This window comes from Bacteroides helcogenes P 36-108 (genome assembly GCF_000186225.1).
Classification (GTDB): Bacteria; Bacteroidota; Bacteroidia; order Bacteroidales; family Bacteroidaceae; genus Bacteroides; species Bacteroides helcogenes.
On sequence record NC_014933.1, the window covers coordinates 46537 to 69893 of the forward strand.

Below are 23357 nucleotides of genomic sequence, written 5' to 3' on the forward strand. Positions count from 1 at the left end.
AAACGCCATGAAAATAAATAGAATAATAACAGTAGTTTCGACGGCAGCATTAATAATCAGTTGTGCCGATGAATCTGTTTATCAAAACAGAAATAAAGAAGATATTATAATCACAGCAGAAATGCCAGCCACACGTGTTGCTTTTACAGATGGAGAAAATGCGACACATGCCTATTGGGAATCAACAGACGGCATTTACTTAACGACTCCCACACAATCAAACTTGTACTACCAAGTAGAAAGCGTTAATGGTTCCAATGCCACTTTCACCGCAAACAGTTCAGGCAACCAATTAGAAAATAAAGAAGGCAATACTGTATATGCCACATATCCCAAAGCCTTATCCACTGACAATAGTATAGAATTTGACACATCCCTCGGCCATTTCCCCATGTTCGCCAAAGGAGTTGTCGAGAACAACGCACTAAATCTCACCTTCAAACCTATATTGGCTTATTTAAGAATTACACTAAACAAAGAAATTTTCCCGATTTTAAAGTCCTTCACCCCAACGGGTATCAACCTAAAATCAGAAAGGGATTCATTATTTGCATCAGGTATTTACAATCTTACAAGCAATACTTTCAAATTAAGAAGCAAAACCTCAATAAGCGAGACTATTGAAAATATTGATTTACTGGAACAGGAATGGACAAGCCAATACATCCCTGTTATACCAGAAAGAGATGGAGAAATAGAATTGTACACCACGGATAGTAATCAACAGAGGAAACTAATCACTGCACGTAAAGCTCCACAAGGTGGATTCAAAGCCGGATGCATTTACACTCTCAATCCTAACAGCGAGGATTTCATCCTTCAGATTATTCTCTCGCAAAAGACTATTAAAGTAGGCTATGAAGGAGGCGTCATTGACGTAAATATACAAGCCAATACGGATTTTGAATTACAAACTCCCACTGTAGAATGGATTCACGAAGTTCCAATGACCCGTGCCCTACAGTCTCACACCCGTTACCTCACCATAGATAAAAACACAGATATTTCAGGCCGTACTGCCCAAATAATATATTGCAGAAAAAGAACAGATTCCTATGGCTCAATGTCAACCGCCATCTCCGATACATTGACCATCATACAAGCACCATATTCTGTGGAGAAATCAATAAACATCGAAAATGCTGGTTCATTATCTACTTTATTAAGCAGTGACGAAAAAGAAAATATAACTTCACTAATCTTAACAGGAAAACTCAACGGAGATGACATAAAGTTTATCCGAGAAATGCCCCTATTGGTTGACTTGGATTTAAAAGGAGCATCAATTATCAGTGGTGGAGGAGCTTATTATAGCAATCAAAAGACAAGTGATAATATAATTGGAGACTACATGTTTCATGGTACAAAACTGAAATCCATTATTTTACCTCAGAATTTAATAAGAATAGGCGCTTATTCCTTCGCCAGTCTTCCTATAACGAGCTTAACTATTCCCGAAGGAGTAGATGAAATAAAAGCTTGGGCTTTTAGTTCATGTCCGAATATGACATCCATCACACTTCCTAAATCCCTGAAAGTAATCAGAGATGGCGCTTTCAATGGCTGTTTTTCTCTCAAAGATTTATATATCAGTGATCTATCCAGTTGGTGTGAGATATATTTAGAGACAACTAAATATGGAAACTGTAGTACCCCATTTTGCAGTACCGGTAACTATTCTGGAGGAACTCCAGGAGGATATTTGTATTTAAATGGAAAACTTGTTACAGAAATAGAAATACCGTCATCGATAACAAAAGTCAATGATTACGTTTTCTACGGCATGAGCAACATTACTTCTGTTACCATTCCTTTAAGTATATCCTATATCGGAGATTATGCTTTTTGTGGTTGCAAAAGTCTGAATTACATCAATATGCCAATGTATCTGCATTATCTTGGAGATTATGCCTTGAGTAACACCAATATTGAATCTATAACGATACCCGATTTCATCACCGAAATACAAAATGGAACATTTGCCTATTGCTCTAAGTTAAAAGATGTAACACTACCATACATTAATAGACCGGCAACAAAAGTTACCTCTCCGAGTGATGGTGGCCTAACCACTATTGAAGATTATGCCTTCCTCAATTGCATAAGTTTGCCATCTATTAAATTGCCCAATGATGTTACAAGCATTGGAAAGGATGCATTTTCTGGCTGCTCAAGTATTACCGAGATTACCCTCTCAAGTAATTTGACTACAATTGGAGACGGAGCATTTAGTAGCTGTGAAAATCTTAATAAAATAAGTTTGCCCGGTAAATTATCAGAAATTGGTTCTGAAGCATTCAGAGACTGCAAAAGAGTGAATAGCATAGAAATGCCGAACACATTAACTTACATAGGTTCAGGAGCATTTTATGGATGCGTCCTTACATCATTATATATAAGCGATATGGAGAAATGGTGCAATGTACAGTGTCCACGGGGATTTAATCAACTGATAGGAAATCCCATGTACTATAGCACCAATATTTACATCAACGGCAAAGTAGAAAGTCACATTAAAATACCAGAAGGCATTACAGAAATAAAAGATGGCGGCTTCTGTGGCTATGTTGGTATGAAATCATTGACATTACCCAAGACCATAACCAATTTGAGACCTGAGTGTTTCCATTATTGCACTAATTTAGCAGAAATATACTGTCATGCCATCACCCCGCCCACATTTGGTTCAATATACAATGTATTTATGGAAATAAACGAAAATTGTATTCTATATGTTCCTTCTGAATCTGTAGAAACCTATAGAACAAGTAAATGGGGTGAATATTTCACTTCAATCCAAGCAATAGAATAGAAATAATGAACATGAAGTGGTAGGCTCTGCCCCGAAGATGAAAATATACAATGTATCGAAGCCGTGGTACAAACGGATTTTCTCAAAGAAACAGAAATCGCAGGAATAATGACTTGCAATCACCGGTTGGGTGGAAAAGAAACGCCGCTAAAGACTCTCAATCTTTAGCGGCGTTTCTTTTCGGTTTTGGTTTCATTACTTTCACTGTTTCACCGTGTACAACTTGCCGGACAAAGTGCCAATTGATGCAACTTATGCCCTCCTGTTGGCAGAATCTTGCCAATGCGTGCAAAATGACCGGCAAAATAAGCATCAATCAATCAGCATAATAGTTAGCTGTCAATGAGAAATGCCGAAATGCTTGTCAAAACCTTACTCGTCAGCCAATTCAGGATAATCCTTGAATACCTTCTCTAATTCCTTCCATCTCCCTTCTCCGTCATTGGCTTGCTTGGTTCCCGGAGTGCTTCTTCCTGCTGTGACATATACTTGCAGCAGTTTCAGCAACTGCAAAGCGACGCTTTTGTGCTTGGCTACGACATTTTGCTTTTCTCCGATGTCGTTTTTGATATCATACAGTTGCAATAGGGGGAAACCGCCTTTTTTCACATCTTCTGCCATCGGATAGCTCCATCCACCGGATGTAGGGGTGACAACGAGCTTCCAATTGCCTTGCCGGATGGAGAAATCACCGTCATAGGAATGATGTACAGTGGCTTCGCGGACTATCTTCTTTGAATCAGGGCGGCGTAGCAGCGTTTTCAGACTATAACTATCTTCTCCTTCGTTGTCTTTCAGCTTGATACCGTTCAAATCGGCAAAAGTAGCAAAGAAGTCGGTAAGGCAGATAGTCTGCTCCACCTTTCCGGGCTTGGTATGTCCTTTCCACTGCAACAGGCAGGGAATGCGATGTCCTCCCTCGTACAAGTCGGACTTCATGCCACGGAAGATATAGCTGGGGTTGTGTCCTTTTTCCTTTAGGGTCTTGAAATCTGCCGCAGGCGAACATCCATTGTCCGAAGTAAACACCACCAGCGTATTTTCTTCGATGCCGCAGTCGGCCAACGCCTGTAACACCTGCCCCATCATGGCATCTGTCATCATGACAAAATCTCCGTAAGCACCTACGCCCGAACGTCCTTCCCAATCTTTAGTAGGGAGAATTGGGGTATGGGGCGAAGGAAGGGGCAGATAGAGAAAGAACGGATTCCGGTCTGCCGCGTGTTGGTGTATGTAGTTTACGGCGCGTTGGGTAAAATTGGGCAGAACTTGTTCGTGAACAAAGTCGGGAGCCGTCAGGCCTTTACGCCAGAATCCCAGTCCCGTGCCTTCTGTATAGTGATCGGGAATAGCCGTGGGGCGCTCGTTTTCTACATAGACATAAGGAGCCATATCCAAGGAACCGCAGATGCCATAAAAATAGTCAAATCCCACAGCAGTAGGTCCTCTTCCGATAGGCTTCTCGAAGTCGATGCTGTCTTTGCCTTTCTCTATGCCCGGCCAGTCCCATCCCAGATGCCATTTGCCGATGCAAGCAGTGGAGTAACCTTTTTCTTTAAGCATGGAGGCCATCGTGGATCGTCCTTCGGGAATCAGGCAGGTTTCGTCACCCCAATATACTTGTGATTTCAAATTGGAACGCCAGTTATATCTGCCTGTAAGTATGCCGTAGCGTGAAGGTGTGCTTACGGCGGAGCAGGAGTGCGCATCGGTGAAACTGATTCCGTTTCGCACCATTCCGTCTAAATGTGGAGTGCCGAAAGGACATTGCTCATTGAGGGCGGATACGTCTCCATATCCCATATCGTCCACCAATACGAAAATGATATTGGGCTTCCGGATGTTTCCGGCTTGTACTGATGCGGCCAATAAGGGGATCATTAGCGCGATGTTTCTCTTCATAATGATTAAAACTTTGAATTAATAAAGAAAAGGCTATTCTTATTTTATCGTCACCATCGTTGCCCCGAAACCATATTCCTGAAATGAGGCGTCCTGAGTCTTGCAAGCCGAATACCTTCGTTTCAATTCATCAAGAACAGCTTTGCGGAGCACTCCGTCGCCTTTTCCGTGAATAAAGACAATGCGCTGTTCGCGCTTGTTCTTGTACTGCTCCATCACTTCGCGGAACTTATCCAACTGATAGTTCAATATTTCACTGTTGCTCATGCCCCGAGTATCATCCAGCAGCTCACCGATATGCAAGTCTATCTCTACGATTTCATTCTTTCCGCCACGCTTAATGAGCGTCTGCGGTTTGGCAGGAACATCCGCCATCTGCTTCTGTAGCAAAGCCTCCTGGATATCTTCGGCAGATACAAAAACCTGCTTGGCAGGGCGGTCATCCCTCACAACGTCATAAATCAATGCCGGAGTCTCAAAGAAATCTGTATTCCGGAAAGTATGCAGCTTATAGAATTTCACCGTATCGATGCGGAGCTCTACACTGACAGAGGGTTTCATCACGAACGAACGGTTGTCCTTGAAGGCTACCATTTGCAGAGCCACATGCTCACGGTCATTCAGCCCGGACTTCTCAAATTCTTCCAGCATCAATTTCGTGTTCGGCTCTATCAAACCGTGCGAAAGGGCTGTCCAAGCCTTGCCTTCGGCACAGAGATATGTATAATACATATAATAGTTACTGTCGTTCACCAGATACGTTTCGAAAGGAGTGGTGCTCACCGCTTTGATATCTTCGGGCACGAAAGCGAGGAAAACGTTCAACGTATCGCCGCCCCTGACTTCCGGCTGGCGATAGGCCGATACCTGCGGTTTCTCCACACGGAGCTGCGGCTCATCGCAGAAGGAGTTTATACCGCCGGGCACATTCCGCTTCGCTGCGGATGAAACCGGACGGACAGACTGTTCTTCCTCTTTCTTCTTTTGGGCGGCGGCTTTGGATGCCGGAGTGGGTATGTTATAATCATCCGTCTCTATCACCACACATTCGTGCATGGGCATAGGAATATCAAAACCATCGGCATCTTCCACCAATACGATGTTTTTGCCTTGAAAGCCGGTCACTACACCGCCTCCTACCTCACTAAGGAAGCGAACTTTATCTCCTATTTTCATCTCGTCATTCTTTTCTTGTTAAACAATCGGCCGCAGATAAGTTGTCGGCCATTCCTCCTCACAATCTGCAAAGATACGGTAACTCAGCAAAAAAAGATAGAAAAAAGACGATAAATATACGTACCTTTGCCCTTCGATAAAAAAAGTAAAGTCATGGAACAGAATCCGAAACATATCCATATCAGCGAATTCAACTATCCGCTACCGGACGAACGCATCGCCAAATTCCCGCTATCCGTGCGAGATCAGTCCAAACTATTGATTTATCGTCATGGCAACGTTTCCGAAGACACATTTACCTCACTTCCGGAATATCTTACCGCAGGCAGCCTGATGATATTCAACAATACCAAAGTTATACAGGCACGCCTGCACTTCCGCAAGGATACGGGCGCACTGATCGAGGTATTCTGCCTTGAACCGATAGAGCCCAACGACTACGCCCTCAACTTCCAGCAGACAGAGCATGCCGCCTGGCTTTGCATGATAGGCAACCTGAAGAAGTGGAAAGAAGGGGTGCTGAAACGTGAAATGGAAGTAAAAGGGAAGATGATAACCTTAACGGCCGAGCGCGGCGAATGTCATGGAACCAGCCATTGGGTGGATTTCCGCTGGGATAATCCAGAAGTGACTTTCGCCGATATCCTCGAAGTATTCGGCGAACTTCCCATACCACCCTATCTGAACCGCGAAACCCAGGAAAGCGATAAGGAAACTTACCAAACCGTATATTCCAAAATAAAAGGCTCGGTGGCCGCCCCTACGGCCGGACTGCACTTCACGCCACAAGTGCTGGATGCACTGCGCGACAAAGGCATAGAGACGGAAGAACTGACCCTCCATGTGGGAGCAGGTACATTCAAACCAGTGAAAAGTGAAGAAATTGAAGGGCACGAAATGCATACGGAATATATATCCGTTTCACGCAACACATTGAAGAGACTGATAGCCCACGAAGGTAAAGCGATTGCCGTAGGAACAACCTCAGTACGTACGTTGGAAAGCCTTTATCACATCGGGGTTACCCTGCTGAACAATCCCGACGCCAAGGAAACAGACCTGCACGTAAAGCAATGGCAGCCCTATGAAATACCAGCCGAAGCCACTCCCATCCTTGCCACGGATGCCTTGCAGGCCATCATCCGCTACCTTGACCGGCATGACATGGAAACTCTGCACACCAGCACACAGATTATCATTGCTCCGGGATATGAATACCGGATAGTAAAAGCAATGGTCACCAACTTCCACCAACCGCAAAGCACACTGCTGCTGCTTGTCTCGGCTTTCGTACACGGAGACTGGAGAAAGGTTTACAATTACGCACTTGAGCACAACTTTAGATTTTTGAGTTATGGAGATTCATCATTGCTGATACCCTGACACATAAGGCTGTATCAGAGTGCACTATGAAACAGAAACGCAACAGTAGGATTGAGAAACAAAGAAAAACGATGAATAGTGATAACAATCAGGAAATGTTTCCCCTTGTAGGTGAACAAGGCAACATCACAGGAGCCGCCACACGCGGCGAATGCCACAATGGCAGCAAACTGCTGCATCCGGTAATCCACCTCCACGTGTTCAATTCCAACGGCGAGCTCTATCTTCAGAAACGTCCGCTTTGGAAAGACATACAGCCGGGAAAATGGGATACTTCCGTAGGCGGACATGTGGATTTGGGTGAAAGCGTGGAAATGGCGCTGAAACGTGAAGCGCGCGAAGAACTCGGTATTACCGGCTTTACACCGGAATCTATGACACACTACATCTTTGAGTCTGCCCGCGAACGGGAACTTGTCTTTGTGCACAAGACAATCTATGACGGCGAAATACATCCCAGTGACGAACTGGATGGCGGCCGCTTTTGGGGCATAGAAGAGATTAAAGAGAACATCGGCAAAGGAGTGTTTACTCCGAACTTTGAAGGGGAGATAGAGAAAGTAATCAAATAGCATAAAAATAATATATCCCGCTTTCCTTTCACGGAAAAGCGGGATATATTAACAATCATTTTAACCGGACTTATTTTGCCAGATCTTCAATCACTCTCATAATCTGCTGTCCGATTTCTTCTGCCGCTTCCGGTGTGGCAGCCTCACTATAAACACGTATAATCGGTTCAGTATTGCTCTTACGCAGGTGTACCCATTTGTCCGGGAAGTCTATTTTCACACCGTCGATGTCATTGATTTCTTCATTCTTATAAAGGTCTTTCACTTTGGCAAGGATAGCATCCACATCCGTTTCAGGAGTCAGATCTACACGGTTCTTAGCCATGAAGTATGCAGGATAAGAGGCACGCAGTTCACTCACCTTCTTGCCCTCGTGTGCCAAATGGCTCAGGAACAAAGCAATGCCTACAAGAGCATCACGTCCGTAATGGCTGGCAGGATAGATTACTCCACCGTTTCCTTCACCGCCAATCACAGCACCCACTTCTTTCATCTTCGTAGTCACATTCACTTCGCCTACGGCAGAAGCAGAATATTCCTGACCGTATTTGCGCGTCACATCACGCAGCGCACGGGTAGAGCTCAGATTAGAAACCGTATTACCCGGAGTATGCTTCAAAACATAGTCGGCAACAGTCACCAAAGTATATTCCTCGCCATACATCTTGCCGTCTTCACAGATCATGGCCAAGCGGTCCACATCGGGGTCAACCACAAATGCCACATCTGCCTTGCCACCTTTCATCAAGTTCATGATGTCCCCCAGATTCTTTTCCAAAGGTTCAGGATTATGTTGGAAATCACCTGTGGGCTCACAATAAAGCTTCTCTACGTGCTGGACACCTAATTGTCTGAACAATTCGGGCAGAATGATACCACCCACAGAATTCACACAATCTATGGCAACACGGAAGTTCGCTTTCCTGATGGCTTCCACATCTACAAGGTCGAGCGCCAATACACTTTCTATATGTTTCTGGTTGTAAGTCAAATCCTTGCGATAAGAACCGAGATGATCAACATCGGCAAAGTCAAACTCCTCGGCGGCAGCAATCCGAAGCACTTCCTGCCCCTCGGCGGCATTAAGGAATTCGCCTTTCTCGTTCAGAAGCTTCAGAGCATTCCATTGTTTGGGGTTGTGTGAAGCCGTCAGAATGATACCTCCACTGGCGCCTTCCATTGTCACTGCCAGTTCGGTGGTAGGCGTAGAAGCCAGATCAATATCAACTACATCCCAGCCCATTCCCATAAGGGTTCCTACCACTACATTCTTGACCATTTCGCCGGAGATACGGGCATCACGGCCTACTACAATTTTATTATTTTTTACAGTACACGTCTTGCGGATTAATGTAGCATAAGCAGATGTGAACTTCACGATGTCAAGCGGATTCAAGCCCTCGCCTGCACCTCCGCCAATAGTACCGCGAATGCCAGAGATAGATTTGATTAGAGTCATAGGTTGATAATTTAAATATTGGTTAGTTGTCTATTATACATTAATAGATCTGATATTTCTGAATATCATAAAAATAAGGATAAACAGACTGCATGGCGGTCTGATGTCCCATTTTAGAAGGAACAATCAGCTTAACATGCGCTCTGTCACGAACATACGTCAGCGGAATCAGCCATCCGGCAGGTACTGCCGAAGAGCTGTAACTGCTAAGCATATACCCTTGGGTAAAAATACCGGCAATGGAGGAACTGCTTACTGTATATTTAAACTCATCTACAGTTTCATAAGCATTCAGATTTGACAAAGTAGTATCTTTATCGAGAATGCTGTATTCCAGGAAACGAACCAAAATCAAGTCATTATTCTTCACCGTGTCAGCCTTGTTCGCAGAACCTTTATCTACAATCTGCATATAAACGCCGCTGGCAAGCTGTACATATTCATTTTTAGAGACATCGGTCGTAGAGTCCTGCTCATAAAATTCCGACTGCGAAATAACCTTTATGCGATTCTTATTAATAAAGTCATTGATACCGTCTTTTTCATCCTCAAGCATTTCGGCATACGTCCTGGTATTGTTGCAAGCTTGAAAGCCCAAGCACAATGCAACTAAAGTCAAAAAGAATAAAGTAAGTTTCTTCATCTCTGTTATTTAGTAATTTCGTACAAAAGTATCTGATTTCCTTGAAAGTTGAAAGCCGGAGATAGAAAGTTCGTAACTTTTAACCTTTGCCACTGAACTTTTGTTATCCTTTGGCATTAAGCAATGGTCTGTACTTTTCCAATGCCTGCTCAAAAACCTTCCGGGCTTCTTCCATCGTTCCATAGAACTCTCCGCCGGAAGCATTCAGATGCCCGCCGCCATTAAAGAATTCGGCAGCCAAGCGGTTGCAAGGGAATGTACCCACGGAGCGTAAAGAAATCTTAATCATAGGTTTCTCCGTATCCTCACGCAAGAAACAAGAGAAGATCACCCCTTTTATGCTCAAAGGTATATTCACAAAGCCCTCGCTGTCTCCACGGATATAGTCGAACTGTCCCTGCTCTTTCTTGGTCAGGGAGATAAGGGCAGCATGGTGGTCGGGATAAACTTTCATCTGTGACAGCACATGTCCCATCAAACGAAGACGGCTTTCGGAATAAGTATTATAGACTTTACGGTAAATATCATCTTTGTCAATCCCTTTTGAAAGCAACTCGCTGATGATAAAATAAATTTCACGATTATTCGAATTATAGGTAAAGCCACCCGTATCGGTCATCATACCGGTATAGATGCATTCAGCGCCTTCCTTACTGATGTCGCCGAAATAGCCCATGCGGCAGATCAGCCGAAATACCAACTCCGAAGTAGATGATATTTCGGGATGAGAGATGATAATCTTACAAAATTCTTCAGGATGCAAGTGATGGTCTATCAGAATCTTTCTTGCCGGAGAAGCAAGCACGGCATCTCCCATCGCATCGATGCGGTGAATGGCGTTGAAATCCAGGCAGCAGATAACATCCGCTTCTGCAATCAGTTGATCGGCAAACTCCTTATAGCGGTCATATAAAAGTACGTCCTTACTACCCGGCATCCATTTCAGGAAATCAGGGAAAGCATTCGGCACGATTACATTTGCCGTCTTATCCTGAGAATTGAGAAAATGCCACAGCCCCAAAGAGGAACCGATAGCATCGCCATCCGGACCGACATGAGACACAATTACTATTTTCTCCGCACGTTCGAGCCACTTCGCAAAGTGTTCTATCTTAGATTGCTCTATTACTTTAGTCAACATATGGTTATTACGATTTGACGATTTACAATTAGACGATTGGAGTATGATCCATACATCTATAACAAATTGAAAGGGCAAAAGTACGAAAAAGTTCGTGAGTTGACAGAAAGCAATGAAAGTTTATTTGGAGTTTGTATTCCATAATACCGGCAAAGGCGGCATAAGGCAGCCTGCAAAGCAGTTCTTATCCCTTGCAGAAGAGGAATGAAGTATGGATAAAACTATATCTCGCTACGTGAGATATACATCTTAACGGCTAAGATATATATCTTGACCGTCGAGATATGAATCTCAGCAGCCGAGATATACTTTTCCCTATACATGGGTAAGCTTCTCGCACGGGATGCGTGTATCTTCCTCCTTAATTGATATCTTACAGATTATAACAATATGCGGACAGAACCTTTTTCAGAAAGAGAGAGATAAGGAATACCCAAGTGGATGCATTCACTGATAATTTTTTCTTGATAATGAACGGAGAGGGAAGCGTCAAGCACAACCGTCCGCGGAGAAAACAGAGGTGAAAGTTCTTTTATCCCACCTGCATATCCCTTGGAAATATAAAGATAATCCACGGACATGGGACGAATGGCAGTCTTGCCCGTCCAGCTATCATCATGCAAGAAGCAAACGCTCGTTCCCACATAGCAAAGCATCCGGCCTTGCATGGAAAGACAATCGGAAATATATCTTCCGGTCACCAATTGCGGCCTTTCCAAATGCAAACGATTCCAGTATGGAGAGAGGGCGCTGCTTAAACGGGAAACCTCCGGCAAGCTATCGGCACAAACCAGCCAAGACCTGCCGCTTTCCGCCATGCAGTGAACCGCCGGGCAGCCACGCACATTATAAAAAACCATGCTTTTCCGAGGAGCATAAAGCATCACCGAAACCGCATGATAAGAAACAAGGGAAAGCAAGAAAAACAAGGCAAGAAGAACAGAACGGGCGGTTCGCCTCAACAGGCTGTAACCTATCAGCCCCACAAGCAGATAGTACAGCAGAACCTCACATGCATCCATCCAAATACCATCAATCGAAGACAATGGCAGGTGCTCTATCCATCGGAGCACTTCATTCTGAATATGCACCAATGTTCCTACTACCGACGAAAAGGCAAACTGAAGAGAAGGTAAAGGCGTCAAGACTAAAAGGATAACAGACGAATATAAGATCAAAGATACCATGGGAATAACCCATAGATTGGTCAGCAAAAAATGTGTGGAAAAACGGGAAAAGTAGAGCATTACCAATGGCGCCGTGCCGATTTGGGCAGCTATGGAAACCGTGACAAGCCCCCACCCATAACGCAAGAAGCGGTTTTTGACTTTCCACAGCATATATAGTTTAGGTTGAACGGCAAGAATGGAAGCCACTGCCACAAAAGATAACTGAAAGCCGACGTCGAACAACCAAAACGGGTTATACAGCAACATTAGGAAAGCCGTAGCCGCCAATGTGTTCAAAGTCAACGGCTTTTCCGGCTGCAAACAAGCCAATGCCAACAGCGAGAACATGATGACCGACCTTACAACCGACGAAGACAAGCCCGTGAGAAAAGCAAATCCCCATAAAAAAACAAGAATGAACAAAAGCAGAAAAGGCTTCAGCCATGCCCAACGCTTCCACAAGGGTGCAAACACAAAAAGGAACAATGCGTAAATAAGCCCGATATGCAGTCCGGAAAGTGCCAGCACATGACTGGCTCCTGCCACCGAATAAGTTTCTGCGATATCATCACTCAATTCCTCCTTGTCTCCCACCGTCAAAGCCGAAAGAACAGCCAGCACATCTCCCTTGAAGCCTAAAGCATGATAAAGAGCAACCACCTTTTCCCTGCATTCCAATGCCCTTTGACGAAAAGTGAGATGGCTATCCCGATCAATCACCCGCCAATGTCCGGATGCGACATAAGCCGTACCCGTAACACCTTTGTGCCTAAGGTAACTCGCATAATCAAACTCATCGGGATTTCCATTATTGTAAGGTGGGTAAAGACGGGTATATATCAACAACTCAGCACCTTGCCGCAAACCAGATTCTATTGAATCTTTGGAGAAATAAAGCAGAAAAAGATTATCGCAAGAAGCACGCAAAGAACTGCCATCCGTCCGGAACTCTTCCGTCAATACGGCACGGCAAAGAATGCTTCTTTCCTTGACTTCCGGTTTTTCGCAAATACGAACCTTACAGACAGAGGGATTTCCGGAAAAAGTATAATCTGTCTGCTCCAACTGCCGTCCAACAAGCATATAGCCCAAACAGAAAAAGAACAAATGCACCCCTGCTCCATATAACCATCGTAAACGAAACCAATGAGAAAACCACGCAAGCATGAACAACGACAATAAGAGAGGCGGATATATCCACAACGGAAGGATGCGGGGAAACGCGTCCCCGCACAAGATACCGGCTAACAACGGTATCAAAAGCCGAAGGAAAGGATAATCGATAAAAAGTCGAAGCATAAAATTGCACGAGTGTATCACAACTCTGATAGCGTCATTATATCAATCATCCCAAACCAAATAAGCAGAAATCAGCCAATGATTCATCTTGTCGCCATCGGCAGGCTGAGCATCGGGTACGCTAATGCTTAGGATGTGTGAGCCGGACACCAGATTGGAGAGATTCACTTCTTCGGGCCAGACATCCGTACCCGGACACCAGTTGGAGCGAGAAAAATCGGAAGAAGCAACCGGTTCTTCTATCTCTTTCATCTCGTAGCCTTCCTTGCCAATGAAGGAGGCCATTCTCTTTTCCAGCCACACACCGGATCCCGGATTAAAGCGGCGAAAAGAGGCACAATCCGTACGCCAAGGAATAAAATCGAGTACAGTCTCACCGTCCACCTTCACCAAATTGCGCTGTTGAGTAAATTCATCACCCCCGCTATGGCCTCCATGCCCGGTAGTAATATACTTCAAACGGACATTCCGTGCAGAAGCAGGAAGGTGAAAAGGAACTTCTACAGCTTTACGTGCAAATATATCGGGAATATTCTGTCCTTGATAGGGAACCGTATTGACAAGTGGCAATACATGCGTCTGCCGTAGCTTGTCTTCCGGAATGTCAGACTCCTTGACTTTCAATTCAAGTGAGACCAGATAGCCTTCGGCCGTCCACGAATCAATGTAAACACCCACATAAACATCACCTTCAAGAGCTGAATAGCGATCGGTGACATCTTGAGTCCAGCTCACATTGTCTTCCCAGTGATCAATATATACAGGTTTACGCGTGGAGCTCAGTTCATTGTCCGGCTTACTGTAAAATCCCACTCCGAAAGGAGTCATGAAACGCATGATTTCAAGGGTAGGAAGATAGTCATCGCCGGCTATGATGCCTTTCAGGTTCTCTAACTTAGTAGAATCAATGGCGGGAAACCTCTTTTCACCTTGTGCTATGTTCAACAGATTGACAGCAGATTCCCTGGGAAGTACAAAACAAGAGCCCGTCTTGTCCCAACGATCACCGTTGGACTCTACCGTAACAGTTGCAGTTACCCGCACATTTCGCTTATACACCGGAATATGAATCTTCTTCAATATTATACGACCGTTCACCAGCCTTATGACACCGTCCGCACCGGCTTCATTAAATCCATTCCAACGATCCGGCCTGTAGCACACATTTGTCTTCTCAAAGACTTTGACATTCACATCTCCAACCGCCGGATACTTTCTGGCCGAAATAAGTCCGGGGATACCCAAAAGAACAACAAAAAGATATAAAATTTTATTTTCCATGAGCATGCGTCGTTGGAGTCAAAGTTATGCTTTTATTACGCACCTTACGCAGAATCTGCTGAAGTTCAAATGTCTTTTCCGGATATTTAGCAGCCACATTTTCCTCCTCTAACCCTTGTTTCATGTCAAAGAGCTGCGGTTCGGGACGATAGCCTGTTTCAATCTTCGGCCCCCACTGAATCATTTTCGGTCCATCACTCGGTTCGATGTATTTCCAGTCTTTAGTGCGGACAGACAGAGTCTTGTTCTGTGACTGTTCGATAACCCAAGGCCGATCCGTATCGTCTTCTCCCAAAAGGTTTCCCAAACGGTTGAAGCTGTCGGGAGCGCTATTCTTGGGAAGCTGAATGCCTGATAGTGCAGCCATGGAGGCCAGCCAGTCTATTTGTGAAAGCACCACGTCCGATTCTCTTCCCTCTTCCTTGATGCGCTTCGGCCAACTGACGATGACGGGCACACGTGTTCCACCTTCATAAGCGCTATATTTGCCTCCACGCAGATGTCCTGCCGGACTGTGTCCGTTCAGCAATTCTTCCGCCTTATCCTGATAACCGTCATCCACCACAGGACCATTGTCACTCGAAAGTACGATCAGTGTATTCTCACGCAATCCCATCTTCTCAAGCACATCCAATATTTGCCCTACACTCCAGTCGAACTGCACAATAGCATCACCGCGGAGCCCCATCGGATTCTTTCCGCGAAAACGGTCATGCGGGAAGCGGGGAACATGCACATCATTGGTAGCAAAATACATAAAAAAAGGTTCATCATTATGCTTCTTGATGAAATCAATGGCATGTACGGTAATAGAATCGGCAATGTTTTCATCTTTCCAAAGCGCCTTTCCCCCACCTTTCATAAAACCGATACGGCTGATGCCGTTTACAATGGCCTGATCGTGTCCATGACTTGGTTTCAGGTTATAAAGTAATTCCGGATTATTCTTGCCCGTAGGTTCACCGGGAAAATTGCGCACATAGCTCACTTCGATAGGCGCGGAAGGATCGTAATTAGCGACTTTACCATTCTCTATAAATACACACGGCACACGATCGGCCGTAGCTGCCATGATATAGGAATAATCAAAGCCCAGATCTCCCAAAGCAGCAGAAAGCGGGGCATTCCAGTCCTGCTGCCCGGTTTTGTCACCCAAGCCCAAATGCCACTTACCAAGAGCAGCAGTAGCATATCCGGCACTCTTGAACACATCTGCTATAGTGAACTGCTCTGGTCGAACAATCATGCCTGCATCACCAGCGGCAACATCTGTGTCAGGTCTCCGCCAAGCATATTCACCCGTCAGCATGGAATAGCGCGACGGAGTGCTTGTAGCGGCCGTGGCATAAGCGTTGGTAAACCGAATACCTTGTTGTGCCAATTGGTTTATGTGAGGAGTCTCCACATTCTTTGCACCATAACATTGCAAATCTCCATACCCCAAGTCATCGGCATAAATAAAGATAACATTAGGTCTTGTATCAACTTGCTTATTCTTCACTTTTCCCTTGGCTGAAGCCTGCACGGAAACCGCACAAGACATGAGCGCCAATGAGCAAAGCCCTATATTCATCTGTCTGTTCATAAAATAATCATTATTACAGGTTTTCTTTTCATAATTCAAGCTATATTTATTCAAGGCTCAAAAGTAATAATAATTCTGATACCTGCATTTATTACATTCTAAATTTAGGATTTTCAGCCTCCACGTGTTCTTTCTTCATGATATCCCTTATCTGTTTTATGATATCCGGGTGTTGAGCCGCCACATCGTGTTCTTCTCTGACGTCATTATCCAAATTAAAAAGCTGAATGTGGTTGTTCCCATGCTTTATATCACCCCATAGCGCCTTCCACTTACCCATACGCACTGCCCTTTCTCCATCCAGTTCCGGGAACTCCCAATAAAGGTATTCATGCCGTATTTTCTGTTTTTTCCCTGTTAGAGCAGGCAAAAAACTAATGCCATCTGTCGCAGGGCTTTCAATCCCGGCTATCTCGGCCAACGTAGGCATTACATCTTGAAAGCCGCTGATTAAATCACTCTCACTACCTGCCTCAATCTTACCCGGCCAAGCAAAAATAGCAGGAACTCTGATTCCCCCTTCATGCAGGAAACACTTTCCCCAGCCATACTCCGACTTAAACAAACCGCCACTGTTGAACCAAGGCGAATCTGTGCCGCCATTGAAAGTAGGTCCATTGTCTGAAGTATAGATTATAACAGTATTTTCATAGACGCCATTCTCCTTCAGCCTTTCGACCAACTTACCCACTTGCTCGTCAAAATAACTGATCATAGCTGCATACGTGGCATGAGGATAACGGCAAGGCAAATAACCGGCAGTACCAGTATAAGGCTTTTCATCTCCAAATTTCTCCACATAATGCCGCACCCATCTTTCGGGCGCCTGAAGTGACACATGCGGTAGCGGTGTAGTCCACATGGCAAAGAAAGGAATGCCCTTGTGCTCATCCACAAAAGAAAGCAGTCTGTCAAAAATCAAATCATTGGCATATTGCTTTTGTGTATATTTAGCATAGCTCGCCTCCTTATAGGGATCTGCATCTTTATCCAGTACAGCATGAGGTGTCAACACCTTATTCTCTAAATACACCCTTTCGTCATTGGCATACAAAAACGGAGGGTAATAGGTATGTGCTTGGCGTTGACAGTTGTAGCCATAAAAGCTATCAAATCCTTGTTTATCAGGCACACCGTCTGAAGTAGGGTAGCCAAGTCCCCATTTTCCAAAACATCCGGTAATGTATCCTGCCTCCTGCAACATTCTTCCGATAGTCATAGTGCCCGCCTTTAGCGGGTATTGTCCTTCAAGTTCCTTATGCACAAACATAGAGTCATGGTTTTGTACTGCTCCTCTGATTGCCAATTCATCATTCCCTCTAATCTGAGCATGACCGGAATGAAGCCCTGTCATCAATACACAGCGCGATGGAGCAGAAACCGGTGAACCTGAATAATGTTGGGTAAACTTCATGCCCGACTCCCGAAGACGGTCAATATTGGGCGTTTCTATCTTCTGTTGCCCATAGCATTGCAAATCACCGTATCCCAAATCATCCATCAGGATATAGATAATGTTAGGCCGTGTCACCTCCTCCTGTGCCGACAAAGCGACACTGGAAAACAAAGAGCATCCCAAGAAAAGTTTATCAAGTTTCATCATATTCTTGTATTTATCAGAAAAGGGTGCACATCCCCTCTTGTTCTGCACACCCCTTTCTTTTATAATTTCCTATTATCTATAATACGGATCAATCCCATCCAGGATTCTGCGTCAGTTGCGGATTCAAGAGCCTTTCCGTAGTCGGCACTTGATACAAATAATATTTCTCCAACCATCCGGCAGGCTTATTGAAAAGGAAAATATTACCTCCAGTCAAACTGCCACTTGTACCATCCGAAGTCCCTGTTTCCGGATTATAAAGAGTCATGCCAGCACTTGTCGCTTTCGCCTTTGTCACCCAAAGTCCCACGGCAGTACGATTCAAAAACCAAGGAGCCATTCTCCAGCGACGCACATCATAAAAGCCGAAGCCTTCTCCCATCAGTTCTATGATTCGCTCACGACGGATTTCCCACAGAACAGGATCCACCATAATGCCTGTTTCATTTCCTTTCGGATAATATTTGCCACGATTCGGGTCAAAACTTCCGTCAATATCAGCCACAGTCATCTCCGCTACATCAGCACGTTCACGCAGTTTATTGATGGTCTTATCTGCTACATCTTGATTGAATAGCCCCAATTCAAATTTAGCTTCAGCCTCGTTCAACAGCACTTCCTCAATCTTGAAGATCGGCTTATCCGAAACATTCAGGTTAGCCAAATTTGAGTTCGTCTCCCAATTAGTCCAATTCTTCCAAACATAGTAGCCCGAACGACACGAGATGAAAGAGCCCGTCGCCAATCTGGGTACTTCGGGAAGTAGAGAAGCCGACCAATTCTGTCCCGGCAAACGCTTCATACCCACGCCCGGATTTGTACAAGCTGTATTCGGGCCCATGATGTCAATATATTCACGATCGGCAGCATTAGCCGTATATGACCATGTGGTATAATCACCCTTTCCCGATTTCACCTTATAGGGAGGAATGACCGTGTGATACAGACGAGGATCTCTATCACGAAAAGCAGCATACATATCTTTATTGCCATGATAGCCGGACGCATCATTCATGATGGGTTTCCCGTTCTTCATCAGATACATATCCACTGTATTCTGGTTCATTTCCGTAGCATGGGAAGAAGTATGTTCTACGTGTCCCATTCCGTGTGGGTTGATATCTTCTACATAAGCCTTGTACAAGATGACACCCGGCACTTTAGAAAGATCATCCGTAGTCCACATTTCTCCATATCCGGCAGCCGGCTGTCCGTCAGTGCCCATGTAAAGAGAAGGATACTCATTCATCAGCAGTTCTGATGTACGTACACATTCCTGCAAGAATTTAGTTTCATCGCCTAACTCATGATATTTCCTCCAGGTTCCCTCACGCAATCCAAACCGTGAAATAGCTGCCAGCACACAGTTCTTGTTGATGGTATTGTCGCCATCACGCTTGGTATAATCTCCTATATTCTGCTCGGCATACTTCAGACGGTTCAGCACACTGTCTGCCACAATCTTACGATCCATTCTCGGTCCATAGGCCTCAGGAGAAGTTTCATCCAGCACTTGATTGACCCAAGGCACATCACCAAAGCGGTCTATTAATTCCATATACCAGAACGAATGAAAAAAGTAGCCTACCGAACGCCAATGCTTCTTCTCGGCATCCGACATAGAAGAAGCATCTATGTGCGAAAGCATGATATTGACACGACGAATATAACCACTGAAATTCCATCCGTTACCGGTGGCGGTACTTCCTACGGATTGATAGGCGAATGCATTCTGGCCACTGGGTGATTTCGATTCTAAATAACCGGCATCGACATCGCCACCATATTGTCCGTTCATGGCGTAATTGGCCAGAGACGTGCGGATAGTGGTATTGGTAAACATCTCATAGCAAGGCCACACAAAGGCCTTGAAGTTGTCATACGAATTGAAAGCATTATCCTCTGTCAAATCCGTCACCGGTGTCTTTTCAAGAAAACTGTCATTGCAGCTTGACAAACCGACTCCCGCAAGCAACGCCAAGCCTATAAATATCTTTTTCATATACATTATCTTATTTGTTTTAGGTTTATAATGAAAGATTTATGCCGAATGATATCGTACGATACGCCGGATAGTTCCAGGAAAGTGTTTCCGGGTCGATACCCTTGGGCAATGAAGAGAATGTAGCTAAGTTTTCAACGCTGACAAACGCTTTCAATGATGACAATGAGGCTTTCTGAACCAATGTCTTGGGGAACGTATATGACAAGGTCACATTCTTGATACGGAAATACGAAGCATCCGACAAGTATTTATCAGACTGGCGATAGTTGGAGCCTTGATTTCCATAGCTTCCGTAGATACGTGGAAATTCAGCACCCGGATTGGCACAAGTATAGTCATCGTTGGCGGCATCAACCGGCTTCCAATAATTATTGAGCCCTTCATAAAGGGGCACAAACTTAGAATCAGCATATAGTGGGAAAATCAACGTATTGGCAATCCACGCGTCACGCTTAGCAGTACCTTGCATAAAGATATTCAAATCAAAGCCTTTGAAGTTTCCTCCCAAAGTGATGCCGTACAGATAACGGGGAGTATTATTACCAATCACCTTACGGTCACCCGGATTATCCACAGTATTATTGCCGTTCGTAATAACGTTGGTAAAATTCTCATCATCTTTCAAGTTCTTGAATTTCACATCACCCGGACGAAGATTACCATAACCATTGATACTTGTCACGCCGTCCTTCAACTTCCATGACTTCGTGTCAACGAAATCATCTACAGTATAGAAGCCGTCAAACTCATAGCCCCATATTTCACCTAAATCTTTACCTTCATAGAAATTCCAAAAAGTAGTCCCATCAGACAAGACACTCGTAAGAATCTTAGAGCTATTAGAATCGTACTTCATAATCTTGGATTGGCTGTCTGACAGATTAAATCCTACCCGATAGCCTACTTCACCGACACGGTCACGCCAATTCAAACTAAGTTCCCAGCCTCTCGTTCTCATATCGGCTGTGTTCTGATAAGGAGCGCTTGCACCAATAACGGCCGGCAACTGCATACCCGGAGCAAGCATGCCATCTGTATTCCGCTGATACCAATCAAATGTACTCGTCAAGCGATTATTGAACACAGAAACATCCAGGCCGAAATCAAGTGTTCTCACTTTCTCCCACGTAAAGTTGGAGCTTACCAATGCCGGTAATGAAGTGATGGCAGTCACATAGTCTCCTCCTGTCACCCATCCTAAATATTTATTATTGATAGCCATTGTCGGAATGAAAGAATAAGATGGTACATTCTGGTTTCCAATCATACCGTAAGAACCTCTCAGTTTCAACGATCCCAGCCAACTATGCGTACTTTCCATGAAACTTTCCTGAGCGATGTTCCAACCAACAGATACTGACGGGAAGAAGCCGTAGCGAGAATCTTTGGGGAACTTAGAAGAACCGTCGTAACGCCCGTTAGCTTCCACCAAGTATCTATCTTTATAATTATAGTTCACGCGGAAGAAACCGCCACGAACAGCATATTCATTATAAGTATCCGATGCTGTCAGAGTAGAAGTTCCGGCTCCCAGAGACGGCACTTCAACAACGGCCTGTCCGTAAGACTTTGCTGTCATTTCTTCCCGATAGCTTGATTCCTGATTAAAACCTGCCATCACCTTAAACTTATGATCTTTTAATGCAAAATTATAAGTGGCGTAAAGGTTGAAAGCATTGTAATCCGTATATCTCTTGGTCTTGTCTAAATGATCGTTATCAATCGTATTCATGCTACCACCCTGTATAGTCGTATAAGAAGACTGACCCGTATAATAGCTATAGTCATATACTTTCTTGTCAAAAGTATATTCAAAAGCCACTTCCAGCCCCTTCATAGGTTTCAAAATAGACTTCAGGAAGATACGGGGATTGTCATTAAGAGTGTTGGTGGTATTGGACCACAATATCTGATTCTTCGGAGTAAAGAAAGGCTGGTTGTCAGAAGCAGCATCCAATATTCCGGCAGGCTTATTTCCCTCCGGATAGAAAGACACAAGGCGGGTAGAATAAATGCCTCCTGTGGGCGAGCTGGGTAAGGTTTTCTTGCTGTGAGCATAGCTGAAAGTAGCTTCCTGTGTAAACCACTTGGTTATGTCGGCCGAAACGAAACCGCTTACATTCAGTCTTCTGTATTGGTCTTTATCGGTAATCAGCACACCGTCGTTGTTGACAAAGCTCCCCGACAAGCGATAGCGCAATTTTTCGGTGGCGCCTGCCATAGACAGATTATGTGTCTGCTGAAAACTCGTCTCAAGCATATTCTTCACCAAATCCTTTTCGTTCAAATAATAGACTGCGCCTTCATCATCCTTATACACGCCATCACCCTGTACATTGAATGAAGAAGGATTCTTCTTGTATTCTTGCAGGTATTCCATCCATTTGGAAACACTCTGACCGTTGCTGGCCCAGAAATCATCACCCTGACAGTCCGAATATGCCTGCAAATAGTCCATCAAAGATGCCTGTTTGGGCAGATTCATGGCATTGGCGAAAGCAAAATTGTTGTTGTAGTTCAACTGGAATTTCGCTTTATCTTTAGGACGCTTGGTAGTAATCAATATTACACCGCCTGCAGCACGCGCACCATAAATGGCCGATGAAGCCGCATCCTTCAATACAGAAACCGTCTCTATATCTTCCGGATTGAGCATGTCTATATCCCCTTCCACATTATCTATCAGCACCAAGGGGCTGATGGTATTACCATAGCTACCATTAGTATTCTTTATACCGACTGAATAGGCTCCACGAATCTGGAAAGATTTAGCTGTACCCGCAGCATTTCCCCCATTAGAAACCAATAGTCCTGGAACAGACCCCTGCAATGCGTCTGCTGCACTGGTCAACGGACGACTACCCAATACTTCATCCATTTTCACCGTAGCCACCGCACCTGTCAAGTTAGCTTTCTTCTGGGAACCAAAGCCTACAACCACCACTTCATCCAGGGTTTTGGAGTCTTCCTTCAGTGTAATGTTTAAAGGCTGACCATTCCATTTCACTTCTTGGGTGACGTATCCCACAAAGGATACCTGGATAATGCTTCCCGGAGCTACATCCTTAATGGAGAATTTTCCGTCTATATCAGTGATACAGCCATTGGAGGTTCCTTTAACCGCCACAGAAGCACCGATAACCACATCAATAGCATCCCTTACAACTCCGGTACATATACCCTTTTGTTGCACTACTTCCATGTCCAAAGGCATCGTTGCACTCGCTGCGTAAACTCCGCCCATGGACAGCATGGATAGCGCAAGAAATAAAGATACCTGTTTAAAACGTTTATTCATAAGTTTATCTTTTAAGTTAAAATTGCATC

Annotated in this window: 14 protein-coding genes; 3 read left to right on the forward strand and 11 right to left on the reverse strand. The window is 44.5% G+C overall.

What is annotated here, in order from left to right; all coding sequences use genetic code 11:
* Window positions 1–7 precede the first annotated feature (7 nt).
* The gene (locus tag BACHE_RS00185) at window positions 8–2812 is read left to right on the forward strand and encodes a leucine-rich repeat protein (protein ID WP_013545704.1); all 2805 of its coding nucleotides are present in this window, start codon (window positions 8–10) and stop codon (window positions 2810–2812) included.
* Window positions 2813–3184: 372 nt separating this feature from the next.
* Here BACHE_RS00185 and BACHE_RS00190 read toward each other — a convergent pair whose 3' ends face one another.
* On the reverse strand, window positions 3185–4714 hold the full coding sequence (locus tag BACHE_RS00190) for a sulfatase family protein (protein WP_013545705.1): 1530 nt from the start codon (window positions 4712–4714) through the stop codon (window positions 3185–3187).
* 39 nt (window positions 4715–4753) lie between these two features.
* Window positions 4754–5890: a DUF2027 domain-containing protein gene (locus BACHE_RS00195; protein ID WP_013545706.1), complete on the reverse strand. Its 1137-nt coding sequence runs from the start codon at window positions 5888–5890 to the stop codon at window positions 4754–4756.
* 153 nt (window positions 5891–6043) lie between these two features.
* On the opposite strand from BACHE_RS00195, the gene BACHE_RS00200 reads away from it, so the two are divergent.
* Both BACHE_RS00200 and BACHE_RS00205 read left to right on the forward strand, forming a co-directional pair.
* Window positions 6044–7273 (forward strand): S-adenosylmethionine:tRNA ribosyltransferase-isomerase, encoded by a 1230-nt coding sequence (locus tag BACHE_RS00200; RefSeq protein ID WP_013545707.1) that lies wholly within the window; start codon window positions 6044–6046, stop codon window positions 7271–7273.
* Window positions 7274–7344: 71 nt separating this feature from the next.
* Window positions 7345–7845 carry an NUDIX hydrolase gene (locus tag BACHE_RS00205; RefSeq protein ID WP_013545708.1) on the forward strand — a complete coding sequence of 167 codons (501 nt, stop codon included), beginning with the start codon at window positions 7345–7347 and terminating at the stop codon, window positions 7843–7845.
* Window positions 7846–7915: 70 nt separating this feature from the next.
* Here the strand turns inward: BACHE_RS00205 and glmM are convergent, their stop codons facing one another.
* From glmM to BACHE_RS00250, 9 genes are all read right to left on the reverse strand, one after another.
* Window positions 7916–9304 carry a phosphoglucosamine mutase gene (glmM, locus tag BACHE_RS00210; protein WP_013545709.1) on the reverse strand — a complete coding sequence of 463 codons (1389 nt, stop codon included), beginning with the start codon at window positions 9302–9304 and terminating at the stop codon, window positions 7916–7918.
* Between the two features lie 40 nt (window positions 9305–9344).
* Window positions 9345–9947 carry a BamK family beta-barrel-assembly machinery protein gene (gene bamK, locus BACHE_RS00215; protein WP_013545710.1) on the reverse strand — a complete coding sequence of 201 codons (603 nt, stop codon included), beginning with the start codon at window positions 9945–9947 and terminating at the stop codon, window positions 9345–9347.
* Between the two features lie 103 nt (window positions 9948–10050).
* A complete protein-coding gene (locus tag BACHE_RS00220; RefSeq protein ID WP_013545711.1) occupies window positions 10051–11088 on the reverse strand; it encodes a DHH family phosphoesterase in 1038 nt (345 codons plus the stop codon).
* Between the two features lie 380 nt (window positions 11089–11468).
* Window positions 11469–13556 (reverse strand): ComEC/Rec2 family competence protein, encoded by a 2088-nt coding sequence (locus BACHE_RS00225; protein WP_013545712.1) that lies wholly within the window; start codon window positions 13554–13556, stop codon window positions 11469–11471.
* 42 nt (window positions 13557–13598) lie between these two features.
* Window positions 13599–14837: a PNGase F N-terminal domain-containing protein gene (locus BACHE_RS00230; protein WP_041579072.1), complete on the reverse strand. Its 1239-nt coding sequence runs from the start codon at window positions 14835–14837 to the stop codon at window positions 13599–13601.
* Window positions 14827–16380, reverse strand: coding sequence for a sulfatase family protein (locus tag BACHE_RS00235; protein WP_407707872.1), 1554 nt, complete (start codon window positions 16378–16380; stop codon window positions 14827–14829). Before BACHE_RS00235 ends, BACHE_RS00230 begins: the two co-directional genes overlap by 11 nt.
* Before the next feature lie 133 nt (window positions 16381–16513).
* On the reverse strand, window positions 16514–18022 hold the full coding sequence (locus BACHE_RS00240) for an arylsulfatase (RefSeq protein WP_013545715.1): 1509 nt from the start codon (window positions 18020–18022) through the stop codon (window positions 16514–16516).
* 91 nt (window positions 18023–18113) lie between these two features.
* Window positions 18114–20027, reverse strand: coding sequence for a RagB/SusD family nutrient uptake outer membrane protein (locus BACHE_RS00245; protein ID WP_041579512.1), 1914 nt, complete (start codon window positions 20025–20027; stop codon window positions 18114–18116).
* Between the two features lie 25 nt (window positions 20028–20052).
* Complete coding sequence (locus BACHE_RS00250) at window positions 20053–23244, reverse strand: SusC/RagA family TonB-linked outer membrane protein (RefSeq protein WP_041579514.1); 3192 nt, start codon at window positions 23242–23244, stop codon at window positions 20053–20055.
* Between the last annotated feature and the right edge of the window lie 113 nt (window positions 23245–23357).